25 protein-coding genes are annotated in these 21,825 nt (G+C 39.4%); 16 read left to right on the top strand and 9 right to left on the bottom strand.

All coding sequences use genetic code 11. From position 1 onward, the window contains the following. The first annotated feature begins 2 nt into the window (after positions 1-2). The 5 genes from flhB (at position 3) to M997_RS12105 (ending at position 6,252) form a co-directional block, all read left to right on the top strand. The gene (flhB, locus tag M997_RS12125; protein ID WP_064720382.1) at positions 3-1,151 is read left to right on the top strand and encodes a flagellar biosynthesis protein FlhB; all 1,149 of its coding nucleotides are present in this window, start codon (positions 3-5) and stop codon (positions 1,149-1,151) included. Further along, positions 1,144-3,234 (top strand): flagellar biosynthesis protein FlhA, encoded by a 2,091-nt coding sequence (gene flhA / locus M997_RS12120; RefSeq protein WP_064720381.1) that lies wholly within the window; start codon positions 1,144-1,146, stop codon positions 3,232-3,234. The genes flhB and flhA overlap by 8 nt, the downstream gene beginning before the upstream one ends. A 258-nt stretch (positions 3,235-3,492) precedes the next feature. Beyond that, on the top strand, positions 3,493-4,713 hold the full coding sequence (locus M997_RS12115; protein ID WP_064720380.1) for a two-partner secretion domain-containing protein: 1,221 nt from the start codon (positions 3,493-3,495) through the stop codon (positions 4,711-4,713). A gap of 216 nt (positions 4,714-4,929) precedes the next feature. Beyond that, entirely contained in the window at positions 4,930-5,451 is a 522-nt protein-coding gene (locus M997_RS12110; RefSeq protein WP_064720379.1) for a two-partner secretion domain-containing protein, read from the top strand. Between the two features lie 30 nt (positions 5,452-5,481). Further along, positions 5,482-6,252: a hypothetical protein gene (locus M997_RS12105; protein ID WP_064720378.1), complete on the top strand. Its 771-nt coding sequence runs from the start codon at positions 5,482-5,484 to the stop codon at positions 6,250-6,252. Positions 6,253-6,334: 82 nt separating this feature from the next. On the opposite strand, the gene M997_RS12100 is transcribed toward M997_RS12105, so the two are convergent. The 3 genes from M997_RS12100 to flgA form a co-directional block, all read right to left on the bottom strand. Continuing rightward, the gene (locus M997_RS12100) at positions 6,335-6,775 is read right to left on the bottom strand and encodes a flagella synthesis protein FlgN (RefSeq protein WP_082918438.1); all 441 of its coding nucleotides are present in this window, start codon (positions 6,773-6,775) and stop codon (positions 6,335-6,337) included. A gap of 11 nt (positions 6,776-6,786) precedes the next feature. Continuing rightward, positions 6,787-7,086 (bottom strand): flagellar biosynthesis anti-sigma factor FlgM, encoded by a 300-nt coding sequence (gene flgM / locus M997_RS12095; RefSeq protein ID WP_064720376.1) that lies wholly within the window; start codon positions 7,084-7,086, stop codon positions 6,787-6,789. A gap of 118 nt (positions 7,087-7,204) precedes the next feature. Next, positions 7,205-7,861 carry a flagellar basal body P-ring formation chaperone FlgA gene (gene flgA, locus M997_RS12090; protein ID WP_064720375.1) on the bottom strand — a complete coding sequence of 219 codons (657 nt, stop codon included), beginning with the start codon at positions 7,859-7,861 and terminating at the stop codon, positions 7,205-7,207. Between the two features lie 210 nt (positions 7,862-8,071). On the opposite strand from flgA, the gene flgB reads away from it, so the two are divergent. The 11 genes from flgB to flgL all read left to right on the top strand — a co-directional run bounded on the left by flgB (position 8,072) and on the right by flgL (position 18,213). Beyond that, positions 8,072-8,485: a flagellar basal body rod protein FlgB gene (gene flgB, locus M997_RS12085; protein WP_064720374.1), complete on the top strand. Its 414-nt coding sequence runs from the start codon at positions 8,072-8,074 to the stop codon at positions 8,483-8,485. A gap of 5 nt (positions 8,486-8,490) precedes the next feature. After that, entirely contained in the window at positions 8,491-8,895 is a 405-nt protein-coding gene (flgC, locus tag M997_RS12080; protein ID WP_064720373.1) for a flagellar basal body rod protein FlgC, read from the top strand. A 12-nt stretch (positions 8,896-8,907) separates the two neighbouring features. Continuing rightward, positions 8,908-9,741, top strand: coding sequence for a flagellar hook assembly protein FlgD (locus M997_RS12075; RefSeq protein WP_064720372.1), 834 nt, complete (start codon positions 8,908-8,910; stop codon positions 9,739-9,741). A 27-nt stretch (positions 9,742-9,768) separates the two neighbouring features. Further along, positions 9,769-10,983, top strand: coding sequence for a flagellar hook protein FlgE (gene flgE / locus M997_RS12070; RefSeq protein ID WP_064720371.1), 1,215 nt, complete (start codon positions 9,769-9,771; stop codon positions 10,981-10,983). 21 nt (positions 10,984-11,004) lie between these two features. Then, entirely contained in the window at positions 11,005-11,760 is a 756-nt protein-coding gene (locus M997_RS12065; RefSeq protein WP_064720370.1) for a flagellar basal body rod protein FlgF, read from the top strand. Positions 11,761-11,779: 19 nt separating this feature from the next. Next, positions 11,780-12,562 (top strand): flagellar basal-body rod protein FlgG, encoded by a 783-nt coding sequence (flgG, locus tag M997_RS12060; RefSeq protein ID WP_064720369.1) that lies wholly within the window; start codon positions 11,780-11,782, stop codon positions 12,560-12,562. 63 nt (positions 12,563-12,625) lie between these two features. Next, positions 12,626-13,369, top strand: a complete 744-nt coding sequence (locus tag M997_RS12055) for a flagellar basal body L-ring protein FlgH (RefSeq protein ID WP_064720368.1) — start codon at positions 12,626-12,628, stop codon at positions 13,367-13,369. A gap of 14 nt (positions 13,370-13,383) precedes the next feature. Further along, positions 13,384-14,490: a flagellar basal body P-ring protein FlgI gene (locus M997_RS12050; protein ID WP_064720367.1), complete on the top strand. Its 1,107-nt coding sequence runs from the start codon at positions 13,384-13,386 to the stop codon at positions 14,488-14,490. Beyond that, positions 14,490-15,476: a flagellar assembly peptidoglycan hydrolase FlgJ gene (flgJ, locus tag M997_RS12045; protein ID WP_064720366.1), complete on the top strand. Its 987-nt coding sequence runs from the start codon at positions 14,490-14,492 to the stop codon at positions 15,474-15,476. The genes M997_RS12050 and flgJ overlap by 1 nt, the downstream gene beginning before the upstream one ends. 118 nt (positions 15,477-15,594) lie before the next feature. Then, complete coding sequence (gene flgK, locus M997_RS12040) at positions 15,595-17,235, top strand: flagellar hook-associated protein FlgK (protein WP_064720365.1); 1,641 nt, start codon at positions 15,595-15,597, stop codon at positions 17,233-17,235. A 27-nt stretch (positions 17,236-17,262) separates the two neighbouring features. Continuing rightward, positions 17,263-18,213, top strand: coding sequence for a flagellar hook-associated protein FlgL (gene flgL, locus M997_RS12035; protein WP_064720364.1), 951 nt, complete (start codon positions 17,263-17,265; stop codon positions 18,211-18,213). Between the two features lie 181 nt (positions 18,214-18,394). Here the strand turns inward: flgL and M997_RS12030 are convergent, their stop codons facing one another. The 6 genes from M997_RS12030 to fliO form a co-directional block, all read right to left on the bottom strand. After that, the gene (locus M997_RS12030) at positions 18,395-18,772 is read right to left on the bottom strand and encodes a hypothetical protein (protein ID WP_064720363.1); all 378 of its coding nucleotides are present in this window, start codon (positions 18,770-18,772) and stop codon (positions 18,395-18,397) included. A 65-nt stretch (positions 18,773-18,837) separates the two neighbouring features. Next, positions 18,838-19,125 (bottom strand): hypothetical protein, encoded by a 288-nt coding sequence (locus M997_RS17345; RefSeq protein WP_082918437.1) that lies wholly within the window; start codon positions 19,123-19,125, stop codon positions 18,838-18,840. A 408-nt stretch (positions 19,126-19,533) separates the two neighbouring features. Next, positions 19,534-20,316, bottom strand: a complete 783-nt coding sequence (gene fliR, locus M997_RS12020; RefSeq protein ID WP_064720362.1) for a flagellar biosynthetic protein FliR — start codon at positions 20,314-20,316, stop codon at positions 19,534-19,536. Positions 20,317-20,321: 5 nt separating this feature from the next. Then, on the bottom strand, positions 20,322-20,591 hold the full coding sequence (gene fliQ / locus M997_RS12015) for a flagellar biosynthesis protein FliQ (protein ID WP_064720361.1): 270 nt from the start codon (positions 20,589-20,591) through the stop codon (positions 20,322-20,324). A gap of 14 nt (positions 20,592-20,605) precedes the next feature. After that, the gene (fliP, locus tag M997_RS12010) at positions 20,606-21,376 is read right to left on the bottom strand and encodes a flagellar type III secretion system pore protein FliP (RefSeq protein WP_064720360.1); all 771 of its coding nucleotides are present in this window, start codon (positions 21,374-21,376) and stop codon (positions 20,606-20,608) included. After that, positions 21,376-21,825, bottom strand: coding sequence for a flagellar biosynthetic protein FliO (fliO, locus tag M997_RS12005; RefSeq protein WP_064720359.1), 450 nt, complete (start codon positions 21,823-21,825; stop codon positions 21,376-21,378). Before fliO ends, fliP begins: the two co-directional genes overlap by 1 nt.

Genomic DNA, 21,825 nt, shown 5'->3' with positions numbered 1-21,825 from the left:
CTGTGGCTGAAGATAGCGATCTCGAAAAAACAGAGGAACCCACACCCCATAAAAAGGAAAAAGCGAAAAAGGATGGACAGATTGTTCGTTCTAAAGAGCTTTCATCAGTCTTGATGATCTTAGGTGGTGTCAGTTTATTGTGGATGAGCGGTGGGTTTATTACTCATGGGCTACATGCCATGTTAACGGAAGGATTTACTTTTAATCATCACCTTATTGGTAATGAAAATTTACTCATTCCTCGTTTTGGCAGCTTGATTAAACAAGCGGTCTTTGCGCTATCGCCTGTTTTCTTAGGGTTAGTTTTGGTCGCCATTGGTGGTTCAGCCCTATTGGGTGGTATTAACTTTAGTAGTAAATCAATTAAATTTGATCCAAAAAAATGGAACCCTATTTCTGGATTAAAGCGTATTTTTTCTATGAATGCGTTAGCGGAATTATTTAAAGCGATCTTGAAATCACTGTTTGTTGGATTAGCCGCGTATATTTTCTTGTGGCACAACTGGAACGATATTCTTCATTTGATCACGCTTCCTCCATTAAGTGCATTAGCCAATGCCATGCAACTACTGATTTTTGCCGTGTATATTGCTGTGTTGATGTTAATACCTATGGTTGCATTCGATATTATTTTCCAAATACGTAGTCATTTGAAAAAGTTACGCATGACTCGACAAGAAATTAAAGATGAATTTAAGCAACAAGAAGGTGACCCTCAACTTAAAGCACGTATTCGTCAGCAACAACATGCGATGTCTCGCCGTAGAATGATGGCCGATGTACCTAAAGCTGATGTTATCGTCACCAACCCAACACACTACGCCGTTGCTTTGCAATATAACGATAAAATGACAGCACCAAAAGTATTAGCTAAAGGTGCGGGGGTTATTGCGTTAAAAATCAAAGAAATTGGTGCAGAACATAGAATTCCGCTGCTGGAAGCCCCTCCGCTTGCCAGGGCATTATATCGTCACAGTGAGATTGGCCATGTTATACCTGCAACGCTTTATGCAGCGGTTGCTGAAGTATTGGCGTGGGTTTATCAACTGAAACGATGGAAAACCGAAGGTGGTTTAAAACCTAAACAACCTATGAACTTGCCAGTGCCTCCCGCACTGGACTTTGCTGGAGAAGATAATCGTCATGGCTAATTTGGCCTCATTACTCCGCTTGCCGGGAAATTGGAAAAGTTCTCAGTGGCAGATACTGGCAGGGCCAGTGCTTATCTTGATGATACTGTCAATGATGGTATTGCCATTGCCACCTTTTCTATTGGATCTATTATTTACCTTTAATATTGCTCTCTCTATTATGGTGCTGTTGGTGGCGATGTTCACTCGACGCACATTAGATTTTGCTGCTTTTCCAACCATCTTATTATTTACAACGTTATTACGTTTATCCCTAAACGTTGCTTCTACCCGTATCATCTTAATGGATGGTCATACGGGTTCGGCTGCCGCAGGACGCGTTGTTGAAGCCTTTGGTCACTTCCTTGTTGGTGGTAATTTTGCCATCGGTATTGTGGTGTTTATTATCCTTGTATTGATTAACTTTATGGTTATCACCAAGGGTGCGGGACGTATTGCAGAAGTTGGTGCGCGTTTCGTGTTAGACGGAATGCCGGGTAAACAAATGGCAATTGATGCCGACTTAAACGCCGGCATTATCAACGAAGAAGAAGCTAAAATACGTCGTAAAGAAGTTTCTTTAGAATCAGATTTCTACGGTTCAATGGATGGTGCGAGTAAGTTTGTACGTGGTGATGCTATCGCTGGTTTGATGATCCTCGTCATCAACGTTGTGGGGGGCTTAATTGTTGGTGTTGCTCAACACAACATGCCACTAAACGACGCTGCAAGTACTTATACCCTATTAACCATTGGTGATGGCCTAGTTGCCCAAATTCCTGCATTAATTATTTCAACAGCGGCGGGTGTTATCGTTACGCGTGTTGCGACTGACGAAGACGTTGGTCAACAAATGGTGACGCAGTTATTTGATAATCCACGTGTATTATTGCTAACAGCCGCTGTATTAGGCCTAATAGGTTTAGTACCAGGAATGCCAAACTTTGTTTTCTTAGTCTTTACTGCGGCACTGGCGGGGCTGGGTTGGTATATTTTGCGTCGTAACGCTAATCCCGAAGTACAACAACAAAAAGAGATGGAGCAAGTTGAAAAGCAAAGTCGCGTTGTTGAAGCGTCATGGGAAGATGTGCAATTAGAAGATCCACTGGCAATGGAAGTCGGTTATCGCTTAATTCCGATGGTAGATAGCAAGCAAAATGGCGAGTTGTTAGGCCGTATTAGTGGTATTCGTAAAAAGTTTGCCCAAGAAACCGGCTATTTACCGCCGGTCGTGCATATTCGCGACAATATGGAATTAAGGCCTTCTGCCTATCGTATTTTAATGAAAGGGGTAGAAATTGGTCATGGTGAAGCGCATCCAGGTCGTTGGCTTGCGATTAACCCGGGTAATGCCGTTGGTTCACTAGAGGGTGATATTACTCAAGAGCCTGCCTTTGGTTTACCTGCGGTATGGATTGATGACAGTTTAAGAGAGCAAGCACAAGTACAGGGTTATACCGTTGTAGCAGCAAGTACCGTAATTGCAACGCACTTTAACCATGCGCTGACCAAATATGCTTCTGAGCTGTTTGGTCGTCAAGAAGCACAAATGTTGTTTGATAGGGTAAGTAAAGAACTCCCTAAAATGACTGAAAACATGATCCCAGATATGCTTTCTCTTACGGTATTGCACAAGGTATTGCAGAATTTACTTTCTGAACAGGTACCAATTCGCGATATGAGAACCATATTAGAAGCATTAGCTGAGCACGCACCAGAACAGAAAGATCCGAGTGAATTAACGGCGGTTGTTCGTGTGGCATTACGTCGCGCGATTACTCAGCATTGGTTTGGTGATCAAGAGGAAATTCAGGTTATTGGGTTAGATGCTGGCTTAGAGCGTTTATTATTACAAGCCATGCAAAGTGGTGGTGGATTAGAACCGGGGCTGGCTGAAAATATTGAACACCAAGCGGCTGATGCAGTGCGACATCAAGAGATGTCAGGCGGTGCACCAGTATTATTAGTTAATCATGCACTGCGTTCATTATTATCACGTTTCTTACGTCGTAGTCTGCCACAGTTAGCTGTGTTGTCGAATATGGAAGTTAGTGAAGGCCGCCGTATTCGTATGACGTCAATGATTGGTGGGCAACAAAACTAGTATTTAAATCTAAATTAAAAACTAGTTTTGAATAATAAAAGAGCTAAATTTAAAGCCACTTAATTAAATTAAGTGGCTTTTTTCGCTGTAATATGCCAGGTGATAGATACAAGTAGATGTGTTATTAATCAATATATTAATTCTATATTTAAATTATAAATATACAAATTTTTGAATATGTTTTATTTATAATATCTTGATTTAATTACTTCAATAATAATCCTCGCCCTTATCAATTTTAATTAAAAATAATTTAATATGACAAGAAATAGAATTATAACTTTTATTATTGCATCTACTTTTCAATCAACACCATTATACTGCCAAGATCTAATTAAAAAAGATAAATTTTTATCTAAAGGATTAGCTATTCATTATGATGGAGATAAGCCTATTATAGAAATAGAAAAAGCTAATATTCAAGGTGTTTCACATAACTATTATGAGAGTTTTAATATAGGAAAAGAGGGGGCACTACTTAAAGTTGGGGAACATAATTTTCCCACAACAGTTATTAGTGAAGTGACATCAAGCAACGAAAGTGTGTTAGCAGGTAAATTATCAGTAGAGGGGATGCCTGTTAATATGATAATTGCTAATCCTAACGGTATTACTTGTACAAATTGTGATTTTGCTAATATAGCAAAGTTGACCTTAATAACAGGATTTACTAGTCGTGAAAAACCGATAGATTTTATCTTAACAGGTGAATCAAAAATAACATTTAAAACTGAAGCTAAAACTAAAACTGAGATGGCATACAATGATATTTCCATTATTTCTAATAATATTGAATTTAAAGGGCGAGGGAATATTTATGCAAATAAAATGAGAATTATTAGTGATGAGTTAATATATAAATTATATGGTAATGATATACCTAAAACCAAAGGTAACTATCATGGCGCCACTACCATTGGGAAAAATGTATCTTTAAATATAAATGACTTTTCTGTCACATCAAACAAAAGTAATTTTATTAATCGTGGTATTGTTAATGCAGGGAATTTTACGCTAACATCTAATGCGATATTAAAAAACTTTAAAGAAATAAATATAAAGGGAAGCCGTATATCATCTTTTTTAACTCCATTTAATATTGAAGATAAATATCAAATAAATATTAATTCCAACTCAAAAATAAAGTCAGGTATTTTCTCAAATAATAAAAAATCAAGATTTACTGTACATAAGACAAATTTAGATGTTGAGTTGCTTGATGGGAGCTTGATTAACAAAGGTTATCATCGATTTGAATATTCAAATATTAATTTTAAATCAAAAAACTATATTCAAAAAGAGGAAGGTGACTTAGTTAATGTTCTTTCATCCGTGAGACTGGTTGTTAATGATAGTGTTGATATCGAAGGAAAAATTCATACTATTAATAATGATTATGATGATAAAATTAAAATAGAGCAAGGCAGTGGAATCAATATTAATAATGTGAATGTTGATAAGGTTATTATTAAAAGGTGATAAGATTTTAAGATAAAAATGACTATATAAGAGTGGTTAATAATAATGATGCTATAAAATATAGCGTCATTATTTTTTATTTATGCTGGTTATCTTTAAATAAATTTTAGTTGGGATTTTAAAAGCATTAATATTATTTTTGTTTTGTTTTTAATATTGTTATGGAGTTTTTTTAATAAAATTGGCAGCTTATTTTCAAATGTAGGATGTTAATTTATGATATTTTCAAAGAAAAATCTTAATATGTTTTCTGTTGCTTTGGCTTTATTAAGCACAGGTGCTTACGCTGATCAATCAAGTGTTTTACTCGCACCACAATCAGAACAAGGTGGTGATACTTCTCCTACGCTGGAAGTTTATTATGATGCTTCTTCCCCGAAGATTGTTTATCATGATGCTTCAGGTAATATAGTCGTAGAGCGAGCAGGAAAGCCCGCTATTACTATTAATCATGCAAATGATGATGGCGTTTCACATATTTATTATAATAAATTTAATGTACCGCATATTGGGCTAACGTTACATAATAACTCACAAGCAGATCTCATTATTAATGAAGTGGTTTCTAATGAGCCTTCTTTATTACGTGGAGAACTTTCTGTTTTAGGAAAAAAAGCAGATGTTTTTATTGCAAACCCAAATGGTATTTCTTGCTACGATTGCTCTTTTTCAGGGGTAAATGACATAAAACTGATTACAGGAAGTAGTCAAGAACAGTTTTCAAAAGAATTTGATTGATCAAATGAAGGTATTGTTTTTAGTTTTGGGATGAATATAGTAGCTAGGAAGGAATTTGCATTATTAAACCGTAATTTTAAAGATATCGCTCCTAAAAGCATCAATATTATTTCTAATAATATTGATATAGAAAAAGGTGATTTTAATGCTGAGTTTGTTCGTTTTGATATTGGGATGAATAAGTATAAAGTAAGAGGGAGGGATAATAAATATCCTGAAATGGATTATTCTTCTCGCCTTAAAATACATAAAGATGCAACTATTAATAGCCAGTTTTTATTAATAAAATCAGCTGGAAGTGATGTAAATAATAGGGGTAGAATAAATACGCGTGTTTTAGTCGCTAACACAAATATATTTAATAATGTTGGTGTTTTAGATCTTAATCAAGGTTCCAATATTTATGAGCCTGTAGATAACAGTAAAAACCGTTCTTTTATAGGTGCTAATAAATATTTTGCTGGTAACCATTCTGAAGTAAATATGATTAATTCTAATTTGTATATAAAGGCCAAGCAAGAATTATATCTTGGTGGACTGACAGACTTAGAAGAGAGTGAATTTTTAGCACATAGTAATAAAATGAGTATCGTTAATCTTAATTTGTTGAATTCTTCTGTTAAAGTTAAATCCGATTATATCAATGTTTTAAAAAGAATAAATGGAACAGGGACGGTGGATTTAGAGGGAGAAATGCAATTTAGAGATAAAAGCGACTTTAATTTAAATAATATTGATTATAAAAACTATGTTGGTGAAGGGGTTACTAAATTTAATAGCACCGAAATAGTAAAAAATTAAATTTCGTTTCTAAATTTTAAATAAAATAATTCGATGCACTATTTTATAGTGCATCGATAATTTACTAAATATCAGCTAAATTCTAAACCTGAATTTTACGACCGGCCAACAGTGAACGCTGTGCTTGACCATCAGACCCATAAAGAGAAGGGCTGTGGTTCTTGTGCAAAAAACGGATAGTGTCACTATTGCGCGAGATATGTCGTTCTAATAATAGCCCGTTATGATGATTAAGACTTTTTAACTCCGCCGTAATTTCCATAATTTGTGACCACAAATCAAATAAAAAAGGCTGGCCATGATAAGGCTTATCAATACCTGCTTGTTGGCTCTGCACATGGCGCTGTTGATCGGTATGACCAAGGGCCGACAAGACAAAATTCTTCTGTTCAGTTATCTCATGAAGTGCGCTGATATCAATGCTACCTGCACATAATAACTGCTGTTCTGAGCGTAAAATACCCGCGATGGTATTTAGCTGAGATAACTGAAGATCTAAGGTCTGGCGAAGTTCTTCCATCATAATCTTTAATGTTATTTAGTTATGCTTTCAGCCGCTTCACGAAAGAGTGCGTCCGCGATTTTGCCGCTGTCCATGGTTAATGTTCCGTTAGCAATTGCTTCTTTTAAGCGAGCAACTTTCTCAACGTTAATATCTTTATTACCAGGCTGAACAAGTTTCTTTTGCGCTTCACTTAATTTTACGGAAGTATCACCCGCAGTCTGTTTTTGTTCAGTCGTTCCCGATTTACGTGTTCCTTGTGCGCCTTCGTTAAGGTTACGCTGGGAAACGGCGTTTATCGGAAGCAGTGGATTTGTGCGTTCAATACTCATAGGAAAATCCTTTGTTAGGCATCAATTAATAGTCAGATGAAGCCATTGTAAACAACCTATGTGTTTTCGCCTATCATCTTACTTCTTATATCGGCTATAAAATCAGAAACTTTAGCGCTTAAAGTGGTACGCGTACAGTACCGTTTTCAAGGGCTTCGCCGGTAATAACTTGTCCCGACTTTACTCTGACTCTAATTGTTTCATTTGCCACTGCATTATTTATCGCTTTACCTTCATAACGGATCTGAAAATGGTCGCCTTCAGCGAAAACTGTTACGCTTTGTCCCGATAAAATTGACCAGGGGCGTCGTACCATTGTTGATGTTATCGGTTTTCCCGCAGAAATTTGTCGCATAGCGACCGCATTTTTTATAAAAAGTGGATCACGCAACACATCATAAGGTAATTTTTCTAAGTCGCCTTCGGCAGTACTAATTGAGGATGCGCTTAACGCGTCTTCACGATTAATATCTTTTTTGGCTATTAAATACGACCCACTAACACTAACATTAACCTGAATAAAACGTCGTTGGTTATCACATAAAATAGGCATCGAAAGTTTGCCCCAATTACGAGAACCGGCATGACGTTGTATCTCTTGCGTTTGGCAAAGAGGTAATTTCTCTTCGGGTGTTAACACCGTGACAGTCACTTTATCGCCTTGTTGATGCAAGGCAACAAAGAAGTCTTGCAGTTCTTCTGGCAGTGATTTTGCAATACTCACATTAACCATAAAGAAAAAAGAAAAAAGACCGATAAGAGTTCTAACTGACATTGTTTGTCACCTTACTGAGTTTGCAGGCTAATTATGTATTGGTATCTATTCAGCAGGAATAGTGTACATCGTCTTAACACGCCTTAAACGCATAAATAGCAATCCAATTTACGCCTATTCCTCCAATCATCTTTTTTTTGAGCGTTTATTCTGTCAACTGAAATTGTTTTATCAGCTGAGGTAAGTGGCATTTGCCACCAAGGATAGAGGATGCTCGATAAATTAGAAAATACGTTTCATTTTCAACAAGAAGCGCTCTCAATACGCAATCAACGCCAAGAGATTTTGGCGGCAAATATTGCTAATGCAGACACGCCAGGCTTTCAAGCCAGGGATATTGACTTCGCATCTGAGTTGAAAAAAACCATGGAAAATGGTCGTGCAGGTGTGAATGGCATTCAATTGACCATGACATCTGAAAGACACATTCCCATTAAACCGGGTCATCGCTTAGAAGCTGACTTGCTATATCGCGTTCCTCATCAAACAGCGATGGATGGCAATACGGTTGATATGGATATGGAACGTAGTAATTTTGCAGATAATAGCCTTAAATATCAGGCTGATGTGACATTTATTAACTCTCAAGTTAAAAGCATGATGTCTGTATTGCAACAAGGATAAAGAGTATGTCTTTATTTAGTATTTTCGATATTTCAGGTTCGGCGCTTTCTGCACAATCACAACGTTTAAACGTAAGTGCCAGTAATATGGCAAACGCAGACAGTGTTGCCGGTCCTGATGGTGATCCATACCGCGCAAAGCAAGTGGTTTTTCAGGTTAATGCGCCAGCTGGCCAAGAAATTGGCGGCGTTCGCGTAACTGAAGTGGTTGACGATCCTGCGCCTTTTCGTATGGAGTATCAGCCAGGACATCCTTTTGCGGATGAAAAAGGCTATGTACGTATGCCTAATGTAGATGTTGTTGGTGAAATGATTAATACCATTTCTGCATCAAGAAGTTATCAGGCAAACGTTGAGGTGATGAACACAGCCAAATCACTGATGCAGAAAACATTAACAATAGGTCAATAGGGAGAATAAATTGTGGGTATTTCCGCCTCAATGAATGAACCTTATGATAATACGCTTATCGGGGATGCGCCTTCTTCTTACCATACGAAAAAAAGTGGTAGTGAAGATATTAAGGGGAATTTCCTGAACCTTCTCATCGCTCAGATGAAAAACCAAGACCCAACAAATCCGATGCAAAACAATGAGTTAACGACTCAGTTGGCACAGATTTCAACAGTGGAAGGTATTGAGAAACTCAATAAAACTGTTAATAACATTGTTGGGCAAATAGACCAAAGTCAGGCATTACGTGCTTCGTCTCTTGTTGGACGAGGTGTCATGGTATCAGGTAATAAGATTGTCGTCTTCCAACCTACTGATGGTAAAGACGAAACTGAAGTTCCCGGTGATGGTGACGATACCACAGTACCAACACCTGACACGAAAGATAAGCAAATTCGTCAGCAAATGGGAACTTATCAAGCAGATCCGGCTGATGCTAAAAAGCCTGATGGTGACCACCTTTTTTCAACACCTTTTGGTTTTGAATTACTCACTCCGACCGATTCTCTGACCATCACCATCACTAATAGCAGTGGTGCGACGGTTCGTACAATCAATATGGATAAAAAGATGCTACCGGATGTTTATAACTTCTCTTGGGATTGCACTGATGAAGATGACAATCCTGTTCCTGCAGGAAGCTATAAATTTACCGTTAACGCCACGCTTAATGATGCTCAGGTCCCTGTTAAGACACTGAATTATGCGCTGGTGAATAGTGTGTCCATGGTAGATGGTACTCCGCGCCTTGATGTGGGCTTAGGTAATACCGTTTCATTGGATGAAATTCGTCAGGTTCTTTAATCAACACATATTCAACATGGAGGGCGCATGTCCTTTTCACAAGCAGTAAGTGGTTTAAACGCAGCCGCCGCTAACTTAGATACTATCGGTAACAATATTTCTAACTCAGCAACCTACGGCTTTAAAGGTGCAACCGTCTCTTTTGCTGACGTTTTCGCCGGTTCTGGTGCGGGTCTGGGTGTTAAAGTGGCGGGTATTAGCCAAAACTTTAAAGACGGTAGTATTACCACGACTAACCGTCCAACTGACGTTGCCATTTCAGGCGGTGGTTTTTTCCGTATTGAAGATCAAAACGGTGGCGTGTTTTATTCACGTAATGGTGAATTCGGTAAAGATAAAAACGGCTTTCTGACTAATATGCAAGGTATGCGTATTACCGGTTATCCAGTACAAACGGTTGATGGTAAAAACGTAGTACAAAAAGGCGCAACACCAACACCTATCGTTATTCCTACCGATATGATGAATGCAAGTGCCACTGATAAAATCAATATTGCGGTTAACTTGAACTCAGGTGAAGAAAAACCCGCTAAAGCAGTATTTGATCCTAAAGACAACGATTCTTATAACTTCAGTACTAACGTAACCACTTACGATAGCTTAGGTAATGAACATAACCTAAATCTATTCTTCGTTAAAACGGACAATAATAAGTGGCAGGTTCATGCTCAAGATACTTCAACAACACCATTAAAAGAAATTGATCTTGGTGAGCTTGAATATACTGATGCGGGTGTATTAAAAAGCTTTGCACCAAAAGATCCTTTAGCTATCGCCTCTTTAAATGGTTCTGCAGCCGGTGCTATCGAACTTGATTTTACTGGCAGTACTCAGCAAAAAGTCTCTGAATCTAGCGTGTCAAAACTAGCACAAAACGGTTACCAAGCGGGTGAGTTCACCAACTTCCGTATTGAAGCTGATGGCTCCATTATGGCGACTTACTCAAACCAACAAAGCCAAGTTGTTGGCCAAATCGCATTAGCTAACTTTGCAAACCCAGGTGGTTTAAGTTCGCAAGGCGATAACATGTGGTCTGAAACCAATGGTTCAGGTTCACCTATCGTGGGTGTTGCGGGCTCTGGTGTATTTGGCAAATTAACCAACAACGCACTAGAAGCGTCTAACGTTGATATGAGCCAAGAACTGGTCAATATGATTGTTGCTCAACGTAACTATCAATCAAACGCACAAACTATCAAGACTCAGGATCAGATCCTTCAAACTCTGGTTAGCTTGCGCTAATAAAGCAGGAAATAATCTGTTATGGATCATGTGATTTATACCGCGATGGGCGGCGCTAGGCACTCGATGGAAAATCAAGCTGTCGTGGCGAACAACTTAGCAAACGCATCAACGCCAGGATTCAAAGCGCAGCTTAGTGCAATGCGAGCTGTACCTGTCAATGGCGATACCTTACCAACTCGTACATTAACGGTAGCGTCAACGCCTGGTAGCGATCAAAGTCAAGGAACGATGGACTATACCGGCCGTTCAATGGACGTTGCGTTAAGTGATAACGGCTATTTGGCAGTTCAGCTTGAAGACGGTACTGAAGCCTATACCCGTAACGGGAATATTCAACGTAATGCCGACGGCATGTTAATGGTGCAAGGCAGATTGTTGATGGGGGATAACGGTGCAATAGAAGTGCCACCTCAAGCTAATGTCAGTATCGCCAATAACGGGATTGTAACGGCACATGTGCCGACTGATCCGCCAAAAATGCTAGGGCAGATTGGTCGTTTGAAATTGGTAAAACCAGAACAAAATGATTTAGTTCGTGGCGATGATGGTTTATTCCATCTATCACCACAAGGAACTGCGCGTGCTGGTGGTGAATTACCCGTTGATGACAGCATAAAAGTGCTGGCTGGTGTGTTGGAAGGCAGTAACGTTAATCCAGCAGAAGCCATGGTCGATATGATAGCAAACGCAAGACGTTTTGAGATGCAAATGAAGGTTATTCATAGCGCGGATGATAATGCGCAAAAGGCTAACCAATTGCTATCACTGAGTTAAATAGTGTAAGGGGATAACCATGATCCGTTCTTTATGGATTGCTAAAACTGGGTTGGATGCGCAACAAACCAACATGGATGTGATTTCCAACAACCTAGCAAACGTAAGCACCAACGGCTTTAAACGCCAGCGTGCTGTGTTTGAAGATTTATTGTATCAAACCATCCGTCAACCGGGTGCGATGACATCTGAACAGACTAACGCACCATCAGGTTTACAGATTGGTACCGGTGTTCGTCCTGTTGCGACAGAACGTCTACATAGCCAAGGTAACTTAGCGCCAACAAACGGCACCCGTGATGTGGCTATCAAAGGACAAGGTTTTTTCCATGTTCAATTACCAGATGGTACAGATGCTTATACCCGTGATGGTGCATTTCAAATGGATCAGAACGGCCAGCTAGTAACATCAAGTGGCTTCCAAGTTGTTCCAGCAATTATTTTACCTGAAACAGCTAAAAAAGTAATGATTGGTCGCGATGGTACGGTAAGTGTCGAGATTGAAGGTGATCCTGCACCGCAACAAGTGGGGCAACTGACACTAACCACCTTTATTAATGATAGCGGCTTAGAAAGTGTTGGTGAAAACCTGTATTTAGAAACTGCAAGTTCAGGCGCACCGACTGAAAATGCGCCTGGCATTAACGGCGCAGGCTTGCTGTATCAGGGATATGTTGAAACCTCTAACGTTAACGTTGCTGAAGAACTGGTCAATATGATCCAGACTCAACGCGCTTATGAAATTAACAGTAAAGCGATTTCAACCTCTGATCAGATGTTACAGAAACTAACGCAGCTCTAATTTCGTTTGTTCATTAGCCTGACAGTATTTTCTGTCAGGCGTTTTACTAAAAGAGTATCGAAGATGGATACAAAGGTCATTACTGACAATTCTGGGGCAAGAAAGCTTAGTGTCAGATGGCGTCGTCATCAGCGTTTAGGTACCGCCCTGTTGGTACTGACACTGGCAGGATGCGCTTATATACCCAAAAAACCGTTGGTTGAAGGTCAAACGACTGCTGTTCCGACAGCGCCGACAGCACCTGCACCTAATGGCTCTATTTTTCAATCAACTCAGCCAGTTTATTTTGGTTATCAGCCTCTATTTGAAGATAGACGTCCACGAAATATCGGCGATACGTTGACGATTACGTTGCAAGAGAATGTCAGCGCAAGCAAAAACTCTTCAGCAAATGCCAGCCGTAATGGTAAAGCAGGGTTCCTTGCTTCAATTACACCAGGATTTTTGGAAGGATTGTTTGGTAATAGCCGTACAGATATGGGGATGGAAGGTAATAGTGACTTTGGTGGTAAAGGTGGCGCGAATGCTAACAATACCTTTAAAGGAACAATCACGGTCACCGTTGATCAGTTATTAGCTAATGGAAACTTACATGTCATTGGTGAAAAACAGATAGCGATTAATCAGGGTACTGAATTTATTCGTTTCTCTGGTGTTGTGAATCCACGAACAATCAGTGGCACAAACTCAGTGAACTCTACCCAAGTTGCTGATGCTCGTATTGAATATATCGGAGACGGTTATATCAACGAAGCACAGTCGATGGGATGGCTACAACGCTTCTTCTTGAATGTGTCACCTTTTTAATGAGTAGGATCCAGATGAAAAAAATAGCGATTAGCCTTTTCTTTATCGTGATGACATGTGTCGGATTTTCCGCCCATGCCGAACGGATCAGGGATCTCACCTCGGTGGAAGGGGTAAGAGAAAATGCGCTGATTGGTTATGGTTTGGTTGTGGGTTTAGATGGAACGGGTGACCAAACAATGCAGACTCCGTTTACCACACAAAGTCTGAATAACATGCTCTCACAATTAGGAATAACCGTACCACCGGGCACCAATATGCAGTTAAAAAACGTCGCTGCGGTAATGGTAACGGCAAAATTACCTCCTTTTGGTCGAACTGGGCAATCTATTGATATCGTGGTTTCATCATTAGGTAATGCGAAAAGTTTACGTGGTGGTACTTTGCTGATGACACCATTAAAAGGTGTTGATAATCAGGTGTATGCATTAGCTCAAGGTAATATTGTTGTCGGTGGTGCAGGGGCTTCTGCGGGAGGGAACAGCGTAAAAGTAAACCAACTCGCAGGTGGTCGCATTAGTAATGGTGCGATAATAGAGCGTGAACTACCTTCTCAGTTTGGTCAAAGTGGATTGTTAAATTTACAGCTTAATGAAGAAAACTTTACTTTAGCTCAGCACATTTCAGACACTGTTAATAAATTACGTGGAGTTGGTACTGCAATCCCATTAGATGCGCGTACCGTTCAATTACGTGTTCCTATTGGTAAAAGTGAGCAAGTTCGCTTTTTAGCTGAAGTGCAAAACCTTGAAATTAAACGCGTTATTGCTGATGCAAAAGTTATCATCAATGCAAGAACAGGTTCAGTGGTTATGAACCGTGATGTGACCTTAGGAAGTTGTGCCATTGCACAAGGTAACTTATCTGTCACTGTTGATAGTCAAGTTAATGTCAGTCAGCCAAATACCCCGTTTGCGGGTGGTAGCACCGTAGTCACGCGTAATACAAGTGTGAATGTGAGTGAACAAGGTGGTTCATTACAGCAAGTGAACGCAAGCGCGAGCCTTAATGAGGTGATCCGGACATTAAATGCATTAGGTGCCACACCAACGGATTTAATGTCGATACTACAGGCGATGGAAAGTGCGGGCTGTTTACGTGCGAGATTGGAGATTATCTGATGAAAGATTTATCTCTGCTTTCTTCAATGCCGAACATCTCAAGTCCGGCATATGATAGTAATGCATTGAATAAACTTAAATATCAGGTTGGACAAAACGCCGATCAACAAGGGCTGCGCCAAGTGGCGCAGCAACTTGAAGGTGTTTTTGTTCAAATGATGTTAAAGAGCATGAGAGATGCAATACCGCAAGAAAGCATGTTCAATTCAGAAAGTACCAAAATGTATACCTCCCTTTATGATCAACAAATATCCCAAGACTTATCTAAAAAAGGCTTGGGATTTGCTGACATGATAGAAAAACAGCTTTCCGCTAAAGTGACCATGGAACCGAGTGAAATGGCGGGTAAAACGCCAATGTCATTAGATAGCAGCGATATTTTCCAATCAATGCCAACACAGGCACTAGGACAACTTTATCGTGCAATGAAACCGTATCAAAATGCGGTTGAAACTACGATAGGAAAGTTAAAAGGATTATCAGAAAGCAGTGCTTCTTTCGCCTCTAAACTATTAGGGCCAGCAAAAGAAGCCACTGAAGGTACAGGTGTTCACCATTTACTGGTAGTGGCGCAAGCTGCATTAGAGTCAGGTTGGGGTAAACGCGAAATTTTAACGGGTGATGGTAAGCCAAGTTATAACTTATTTGGTATTAAAGCAGGTAATAGTTGGAAAGGGCCTGTCACGAATATTATGACGACTGAAGTCATCGACGGTAAATCAATAAAAATGCGTGATAACTTTCGTGTTTATGATTCTTATGTTGATGCTATTCAAGACTATCTACGCTTGATTACACAAAGTCCTCGTTATGCGCAAGTACCTAAAGCACAAACCCCAGAGCAAGCTGCTTATCGTATTCAAGAAGCGGGTTATGCTACCGATCCGGGTTATGCCAAAAAACTGGTTTCTATTATTGGTCAATTAAAAGGTAGTGGTGATCAAGTCGCTAAAACATATACCCACGATTTAAGCGATTTATTTTAACTATTTTCCCCTCAAGTTTAGAGGGGAAGAACCGATAATAAAGACCAGAGCATTTATTCCAATTTGCCAGCTATGCTCCGTGCATACGGGTGATGACTAAACGTAAAAGGATAGACAAATGTCCAACAGTTTAATTAATACAGCGATGAGCGGACTTAATGCGGCACAAGCTGCGATGAGCACTATCAGTAATAACATCGCTAACTCAAATGTTAAATGGTACAACCGTCAGATGACTGTTTTTAATGAAAACGGCGGAACGATGACCGGTAATGGTTATATCGGTAATGGCGTTAATGTCAGCCGTATTCATCGTGAATATAACGAATTCCTTGCAGGTCAAATGAACCGCGCAATGGCCAAACAAAGCGCCCTAAACAGTTATACCAGCAATATCGCACAGATTAATGATCTGTTAGCCGATAAAGGCAATGACGTTTCTACTGCGATTGATGAATTTTTTACCAGCTTACCAAACGTAACCAATAACGCCGAAGACAATCCAGCGCGTACGACCGTGATTGGAAAAGCAGAAGCAATGGTCAATATGTTTACTAAAGCGGATCAGTCTTTACGCGATTTAGAAAAAGATATTAATAGCCAGGTGAGCAACACCACTAAAAATATCAACGAATACAGTAAACAAATCGCTAAGCTGAATAATGAAATTAGTCGTTCTAAAGGCTTTAATGGTGCTGATCCTAACGACTTACTTGACCAACGTGATCGTTTAATCCAAGAACTAAATACATTAGTTGACGTACAAGTCACTCAACAAGACGGCGGTTTTGTTAACGTCACATTTGCTAATGGGTTGCCGTTGGTTTCGGGTACTCGTTCTTACGAAGTATCTGCCATTCCTTCAAGTAAAAATAGCGAACGTACCGTTATTGGTTATAGCAATGGCATCGACGAAGTTCGCGAAGTAGATGCAAAACGTATTAATGGTGGCGAATTAGGCGGGGCTTATCGTAGCCGTGAAGAGGTTTTAGACCCAAGCCGTAATCAATTAAACCAATTAGCATTAGTACTGGGTGATCAATTTAATAAACAGCATGAGCAAGGCTTTGATTTAAACGGCGACAAAGGTGAGAAATTCTTCAACCTTGGTGGTGCTCATGTGATGCCTAATGGCAAAAATACAGGTAATGCGGCATTTACAGTTGATTATACTGATACTAAAACCGTACAAGCGGCTGACTATACCGTCAAATACGAAGGTGGTAAGTGGAACGTTACCGTAGAGCCTGGTAACCGTAAATTTGAAGCCACACCAAACGGTGCGGGTGAATTAGAATTTGAAGGTATGAAAATCACCGTAACAGGTACACCAAAAGAGGGTGACTCTATTGTGGTACAACCTGTTGGTAACGTGATTGCAGGCATGAGTGTTGCAGTAACAGATCCAAGTAAAATTGCGGCGGCGGGTGCTAAAGATACTGGCCCTAGTGATAACGAAAACATGAAGAAACTGTTTGAGTTACCTGATGAAAAAATCATTGATGGTAAAACAACTATCGCAGGTGCTTATGGCTCACTAATTAGTATGGTGGGTAACAAAGTTAACACAGCACAGGTTGACTTTGATGCGCAGGTTTCTATCACTAAGAGTATTCAGGAACAGCAACAGTCAGTTTCTGGTGTCAACATGGATGAAGAATACGGTGAAATGTATCGTATTCAAGAATATTACATGTCGAATGCGAAAGTTATCCAAACAGCAAACAGCATGTTTGATGCGATTATGCAAATTTTCTAAGCCTTCATCTGAATAAGGAATAACACTGTGCGTTTAAGTTCAAATCAAATTTATAGCCAGCGAATGGATAATATTACCTCTTCGCAAAGCAAATGGATGACTGAAGGAAACAAAATCTCCAGCGGCCGTCGTGTAGAAAAGCCATCTGATGACCCAATGGCCGCTTCGCAAGCGGTAATGGTGAAGCAGTCAGAATCACGCAACCAACAATATGCAACAGCACGTGGATTTGCTAAAAACAGTATGTCTTTGCAAATGAGTTTGTCTCATCAAATGGTGAATATAACCACTAAAATTCAAGAAACTTTAGTTGCGGCGGGTAGCGATGCGACATTAAGTGATGAAGACCGTGCTTCTTTAGCTGACCAATTAAGTGGTTTAAAAGATCAATTAGTGGGTATTGGTAATACTAAAGATGGTGTAGGGCGTTATATTTTTGCGGGTTTCCAATCGGATAAGCCTCCTTTTGTTGCAGATGCAACAGGGAAAATTACTTATCAAGGTGGCGATAAGCAAATCACCCAAAAAGTTGATAGCAACATTGAAATGACGACCAACTTTACTGGGATTGAAGCATTACAATCTTCAGGCGGTACAGGCACTCAGCCTGATATTTTTAACGCCTTAGATGATGCTATTGCAGGGCTACGCACCCCGTTAAAAAACGATCCTAATGCAGAAGCATTGCGTAAAGATGGGCTTGAAAAAATTGATGCAGCAAACCGTATAAATCGTGCAACATTAAATAATATCTCAAGCGTTGAAGCTAAATTAGGTTTACAACTTCAAGAATTAGATAACTTAGATGATTTAGGTGCTGATACATCATTAAGAAATGCAAAGCGCCTAAGTGAATTACGTGATTTGGATTGGACTCAAGCGATTTCTGAATACTACCAAGAAGAGTCTGTACTGCAAGCTTCTTACAAAGTATTTAACGACATGAAAGGTATGTCGATGTTTGCGATGTACCGTTAAGATTATTTTCCTGTGTTGTCTCGCGACACATTGATATTTCCCCTGATATTGATTTATCAGGGGATTTTTTTATTAAAAGGGTATGTAAAATAAAAATAGTTAAAAACTGTAATAAAGGTGGTTATCATAGAAAATATTCTTTATTTCTAAATCTCTAACCAAATTAGAGTGATATCTCTCGTTATTTTGTGGCTAATCCCGCCATAACATTATATTTTACCTCTAAGCCAATATCTGCTTTCCAATTAGCATGACTCCGGTTTCTTTGCGAGAGTTGAGTTATTTTATGCTTAATTTCCTGTGGCGTAATATGACTTAATTGTGCTATCAAAACATATTGTTTTGCCGCGTCTTCAATTGTTTTGCGAGCAGATCCAGTTAAGCAGACATTGTTATCTTTACTTTTTTGCAAGTTAACTTTAATGATAAATTCAAGTACCTCACCATATTCATTTAGAATTGGTGTTTGATCTATAATTGTTGATAGCTGTTTATGCGGCGATATATTTGCTGTTTTATTTTTATAGTGTTTAGCCTTCGATGATTTTTTAATACTCATATCATTCACCCCTACATCCACCATTGCTGTATTGGTTTATCATGATTGATAATTACTCACAAAGATTAAGTGCTCAATATTTTGCTCATGAGTTTAGCTCTAGGTTTGTAATTTCTTTTTTGTCGAGCTTTATCCGCAGTATTTAATTTATATCCTTGTGCGATATATTGAGCAATAAGGCCTTTGTCTGGGCGGCTTATGCAAACTTGTTTAATCTTGTACTCTAAAGCAAAGCTCTCAGCAATAATTAATGCAATAGCTAATATATAGCCTGAAAGAGGGTGTTTATTAGGATTATCTTCTAAGTAGCGTAATGTTACACATAATCGTTTTCTTGCGCGTTTCACTGGCATTAATCCACATAAAATATCGCGACATCGAATGGTAACATCACTTCTTTTGGTTTCACGAGAACAAGCTTGAGACTAATCGAATTCTATCCAATCGCGTGTATTAGACTTTCTCCATTTATCAATTACTTCTTGTGAGTCTTTATAATAAATATGATCTAATTTTATTTCACTTACGGGGAGAATATGACCCAAATCAGTAGTAATATTAATTATTGCATTATGAATTGCCAACGTTCGTATTAATTCATGTCTTATTGGTGGATTAGTCAAGTCTATATTGTTCTGGCATGTGTCATCCAATATTATGCTTTTCTATTAAAATAAGTCAGTTGGGTTAATTTAAAAGAGTTTTCTCTTTGAATGCATTAATTTATCTATTATACGTAAATCTATAAGTTGATTGAGATTTTAAGAAACCAGTTGCTGTAATATCAGTGTAATGCGGTTAAATGTGTCACTAAATACACGTTCAGTAAAGACAGGCAGCGCAGGCATTATCATCGACATAGCCAAAATACCCACAGTTAATGTGAGCGGAAAACCGACAACAAATACCGATAACTGTGGTGTCATACGATTTAAAATACCTAATGACAAGTTAAGCACTAAAAGAAGGGTGATTAATGGCATTGCTAACATCATGCCGTTAATAAAAATGGCACTAGCACTTTGAACTAAGGTTAAAAAAGCCAAAGAATTAAAGGTTTGATTTTCTATCGGAACGACATAGAAAGTATCTACTAAAATAGATAACAGCCATAAATGCCCATCAAATACCATAAATAGCAACATGGTGAGCAGGTTAAAAATACGCGCAAGAATGGGCATGTTGGGCCCACCAGAGGGGTCAAAGAAGGTGGCGAAGGATAGACCCATTTGCAAACCTATTACCTCTCCAGCATGGCGTACAGAGGCAAACGCCATCTGCATTGCTAGTCCTAGCAGCGTACCAATCAGGATTTGCTGAAGTAGCACCCAAAAGGCAATGATAGAAAATAACGGAATATTATTTTGCGGCAATCCCGGCGCAATGAGTGCGGTGATAAGAAAGGCTAACGCAATACGAAACTTTTTTGGTGTTTGCTTTTCACTAAAAAGCGGTGCCGTGCTAAAAAGCGCAAGGATGCGAACAAATGGCCAGAAAAAATCACTCATGTAGCCGGTAAGCATTTCACTGGTCAGGGTCATCATTGCAATTAACCAATCATTCCTGGAATACCCGTAAATAAGTTACGCATATAATCTAATAACAAACTGAGCATCCAAGGTCCTGCAACTAAAATAGCTGCCAATACAGCCAGAATTTTAGGAATAAACGATAATGTCATTTCGTTTATTTGCGTTGCCGCCTGAAGCATACTGATGACTAAACCAGTGACAAGGGCTGAAAGTAACAATGGGCCGGCAAGAGATAAAGCGATTTTCATCGCTTCTGTACCAAGTGCTAGAACGGATTCTGGTGTCATAAATAACCTCAGCGCTAATGAAAGAAGCTTTGTGCTAATGAACCCAGTATTAACTGCCAGCCATCAACTAACACAAATAGCATGAGCTTAAAGGGGAGTGAGACCGTAGCAGGGGGTACCATCATCATACCAAGCGCCATTAAAACACTGGCAACCACCAAGTCGATAATTAAGAAAGGAATAAATATCATAAAACCGATTTGGAATGCGGTTTTTAGTTCACTAGTAATATAAGCCGGAACTAATATACGCATTGGTACGCTTTCGCGAGTTTCAAATGCAGGTGCATCGGCAAGACGCGCAAATAGCGCTAAATCTGTCTCACGTGTTTGTTGCATCATAAATTCACGTAGTGGTTTAGAACCATTATCTAACGCTTGTTCAAAAGAGATTTTATCTTCACTAAATGGCATATAGGCATCTTGATAAATTTTATCAAATACTGGAGCCATAATGAAAAAAGTCATAAATAGCGCAAGGCCAAGAACAACTTGGTTTGGTGGAGCAGAAGGTGTGCCTAACGCATTACGTAATAGCCCCAGCACAATAATAATGCGCGTAAAACTTGTCATCATCAGTAAAACAGCAGGAATAAATCCAAGTGCTGTAATAAAGATTAATGTTTGTACGGGCAATGACCAACTCTGACCACCCCCCGGTAACGATTGAGAAACAATACTGGGAAATTGAGCAAACGCGCTGCTAGGTAATAGTGACAAAATCAGCACACTAGCCAAGAGATGCCAGCGCTTTAATGCGTTAAAAAAAGAGACACATTGATGCATTATGAGTTGCCTTTATCTCGCTTTAGCGTTTTTTGTAATAATTGGGTAAATAGTGGAGATGTGGGTGATGCAGTCGCTTCCTGCGAGGCGTTATCAGGGATAGGTAATTTATGTAACAGATTAATCTGCGACGCAGTTACCCCTAATACTAGCCATTCCTGTTCAATTTCAACCACCACCACACGCTCTTTGGCACCTAATGAACAACTTGCTTTTACGTTAAGTTGAGCCTGAGCACCTTTAAATGTTCCACGAGCTAAGCCAAAACGACGGAATAACCACATTGCAACAATGATAAGAACAATAATACCGGCCAGCGCCGTACTGACTTGCGCAAGGCTTTGACCTACAGGTAAAGGCGGTTGTGCAACGGTTTGGACAGTTTGTGTTGTAGCGGGTGCGGCAATTGTCTCCGCACCTTGGCTGGAAAAGGAAGGAAGCTGTTCCAT

Source organism: Proteus hauseri ATCC 700826 (genome assembly GCF_001654965.1).
Lineage (GTDB): Bacteria > Pseudomonadota > Gammaproteobacteria > Enterobacterales > Enterobacteriaceae > Proteus > Proteus hauseri.
This window is presented reverse-complemented; position numbering and strand designations above follow the sequence as displayed.

Excerpts from the sequence above, each read along its gene's own strand:
- flhA (WP_064720381.1), top strand. The coding sequence starts at position 1,144 with ATGGCTAATTTGGCCTCATTACTCCGCTTGCCGGGAAATTGGAAAAGT.
- M997_RS12115 (WP_064720380.1), top strand. The coding sequence starts at position 3,493 with ATGACAAGAAATAGAATTATAACTTTTATTATTGCATCTACTTTTCAA.
- M997_RS12110 (WP_064720379.1), top strand. The coding sequence starts at position 4,930 with ATGATATTTTCAAAGAAAAATCTTAATATGTTTTCTGTTGCTTTGGCT.
- M997_RS12105 (WP_064720378.1), top strand. The coding sequence starts at position 5,482 with ATGAATATAGTAGCTAGGAAGGAATTTGCATTATTAAACCGTAATTTT.
- M997_RS12100 (WP_082918438.1), bottom strand. The coding sequence starts at position 6,775 with ATGATGGAAGAACTTCGCCAGACCTTAGATCTTCAGTTATCTCAGCTA.
- flgM (WP_064720376.1), bottom strand. The coding sequence starts at position 7,086 with ATGAGTATTGAACGCACAAATCCACTGCTTCCGATAAACGCCGTTTCC.
- flgA (WP_064720375.1), bottom strand. The coding sequence starts at position 7,861 with ATGTCAGTTAGAACTCTTATCGGTCTTTTTTCTTTTTTCTTTATGGTT.
- flgB (WP_064720374.1), top strand. The coding sequence starts at position 8,072 with ATGCTCGATAAATTAGAAAATACGTTTCATTTTCAACAAGAAGCGCTC.
- flgC (WP_064720373.1), top strand. The coding sequence starts at position 8,491 with ATGTCTTTATTTAGTATTTTCGATATTTCAGGTTCGGCGCTTTCTGCA.
- flgE (WP_064720371.1), top strand. The coding sequence starts at position 9,769 with ATGTCCTTTTCACAAGCAGTAAGTGGTTTAAACGCAGCCGCCGCTAAC.
- M997_RS12065 (WP_064720370.1), top strand. The coding sequence starts at position 11,005 with ATGGATCATGTGATTTATACCGCGATGGGCGGCGCTAGGCACTCGATG.
- flgG (WP_064720369.1), top strand. The coding sequence starts at position 11,780 with ATGATCCGTTCTTTATGGATTGCTAAAACTGGGTTGGATGCGCAACAA.
- M997_RS12055 (WP_064720368.1), top strand. The coding sequence starts at position 12,626 with ATGGATACAAAGGTCATTACTGACAATTCTGGGGCAAGAAAGCTTAGT.
- M997_RS12050 (WP_064720367.1), top strand. The coding sequence starts at position 13,384 with ATGAAAAAAATAGCGATTAGCCTTTTCTTTATCGTGATGACATGTGTC.
- flgJ (WP_064720366.1), top strand. The coding sequence starts at position 14,490 with ATGAAAGATTTATCTCTGCTTTCTTCAATGCCGAACATCTCAAGTCCG.
- flgK (WP_064720365.1), top strand. The coding sequence starts at position 15,595 with ATGTCCAACAGTTTAATTAATACAGCGATGAGCGGACTTAATGCGGCA.
- M997_RS12030 (WP_064720363.1), bottom strand. The coding sequence starts at position 18,772 with ATGAGTATTAAAAAATCATCGAAGGCTAAACACTATAAAAATAAAACA.
- M997_RS17345 (WP_082918437.1), bottom strand. The coding sequence starts at position 19,125 with ATGCCAGTGAAACGCGCAAGAAAACGATTATGTGTAACATTACGCTAC.
- fliR (WP_064720362.1), bottom strand. The coding sequence starts at position 20,316 with ATGATGACCCTGACCAGTGAAATGCTTACCGGCTACATGAGTGATTTT.
- fliQ (WP_064720361.1), bottom strand. The coding sequence starts at position 20,591 with ATGACACCAGAATCCGTTCTAGCACTTGGTACAGAAGCGATGAAAATC.
- fliP (WP_064720360.1), bottom strand. The coding sequence starts at position 21,376 with ATGCATCAATGTGTCTCTTTTTTTAACGCATTAAAGCGCTGGCATCTC.
- fliO (WP_064720359.1), bottom strand. The coding sequence starts at position 21,825 with ATGGAACAGCTTCCTTCCTTTTCCAGCCAAGGTGCGGAGACAATTGCC.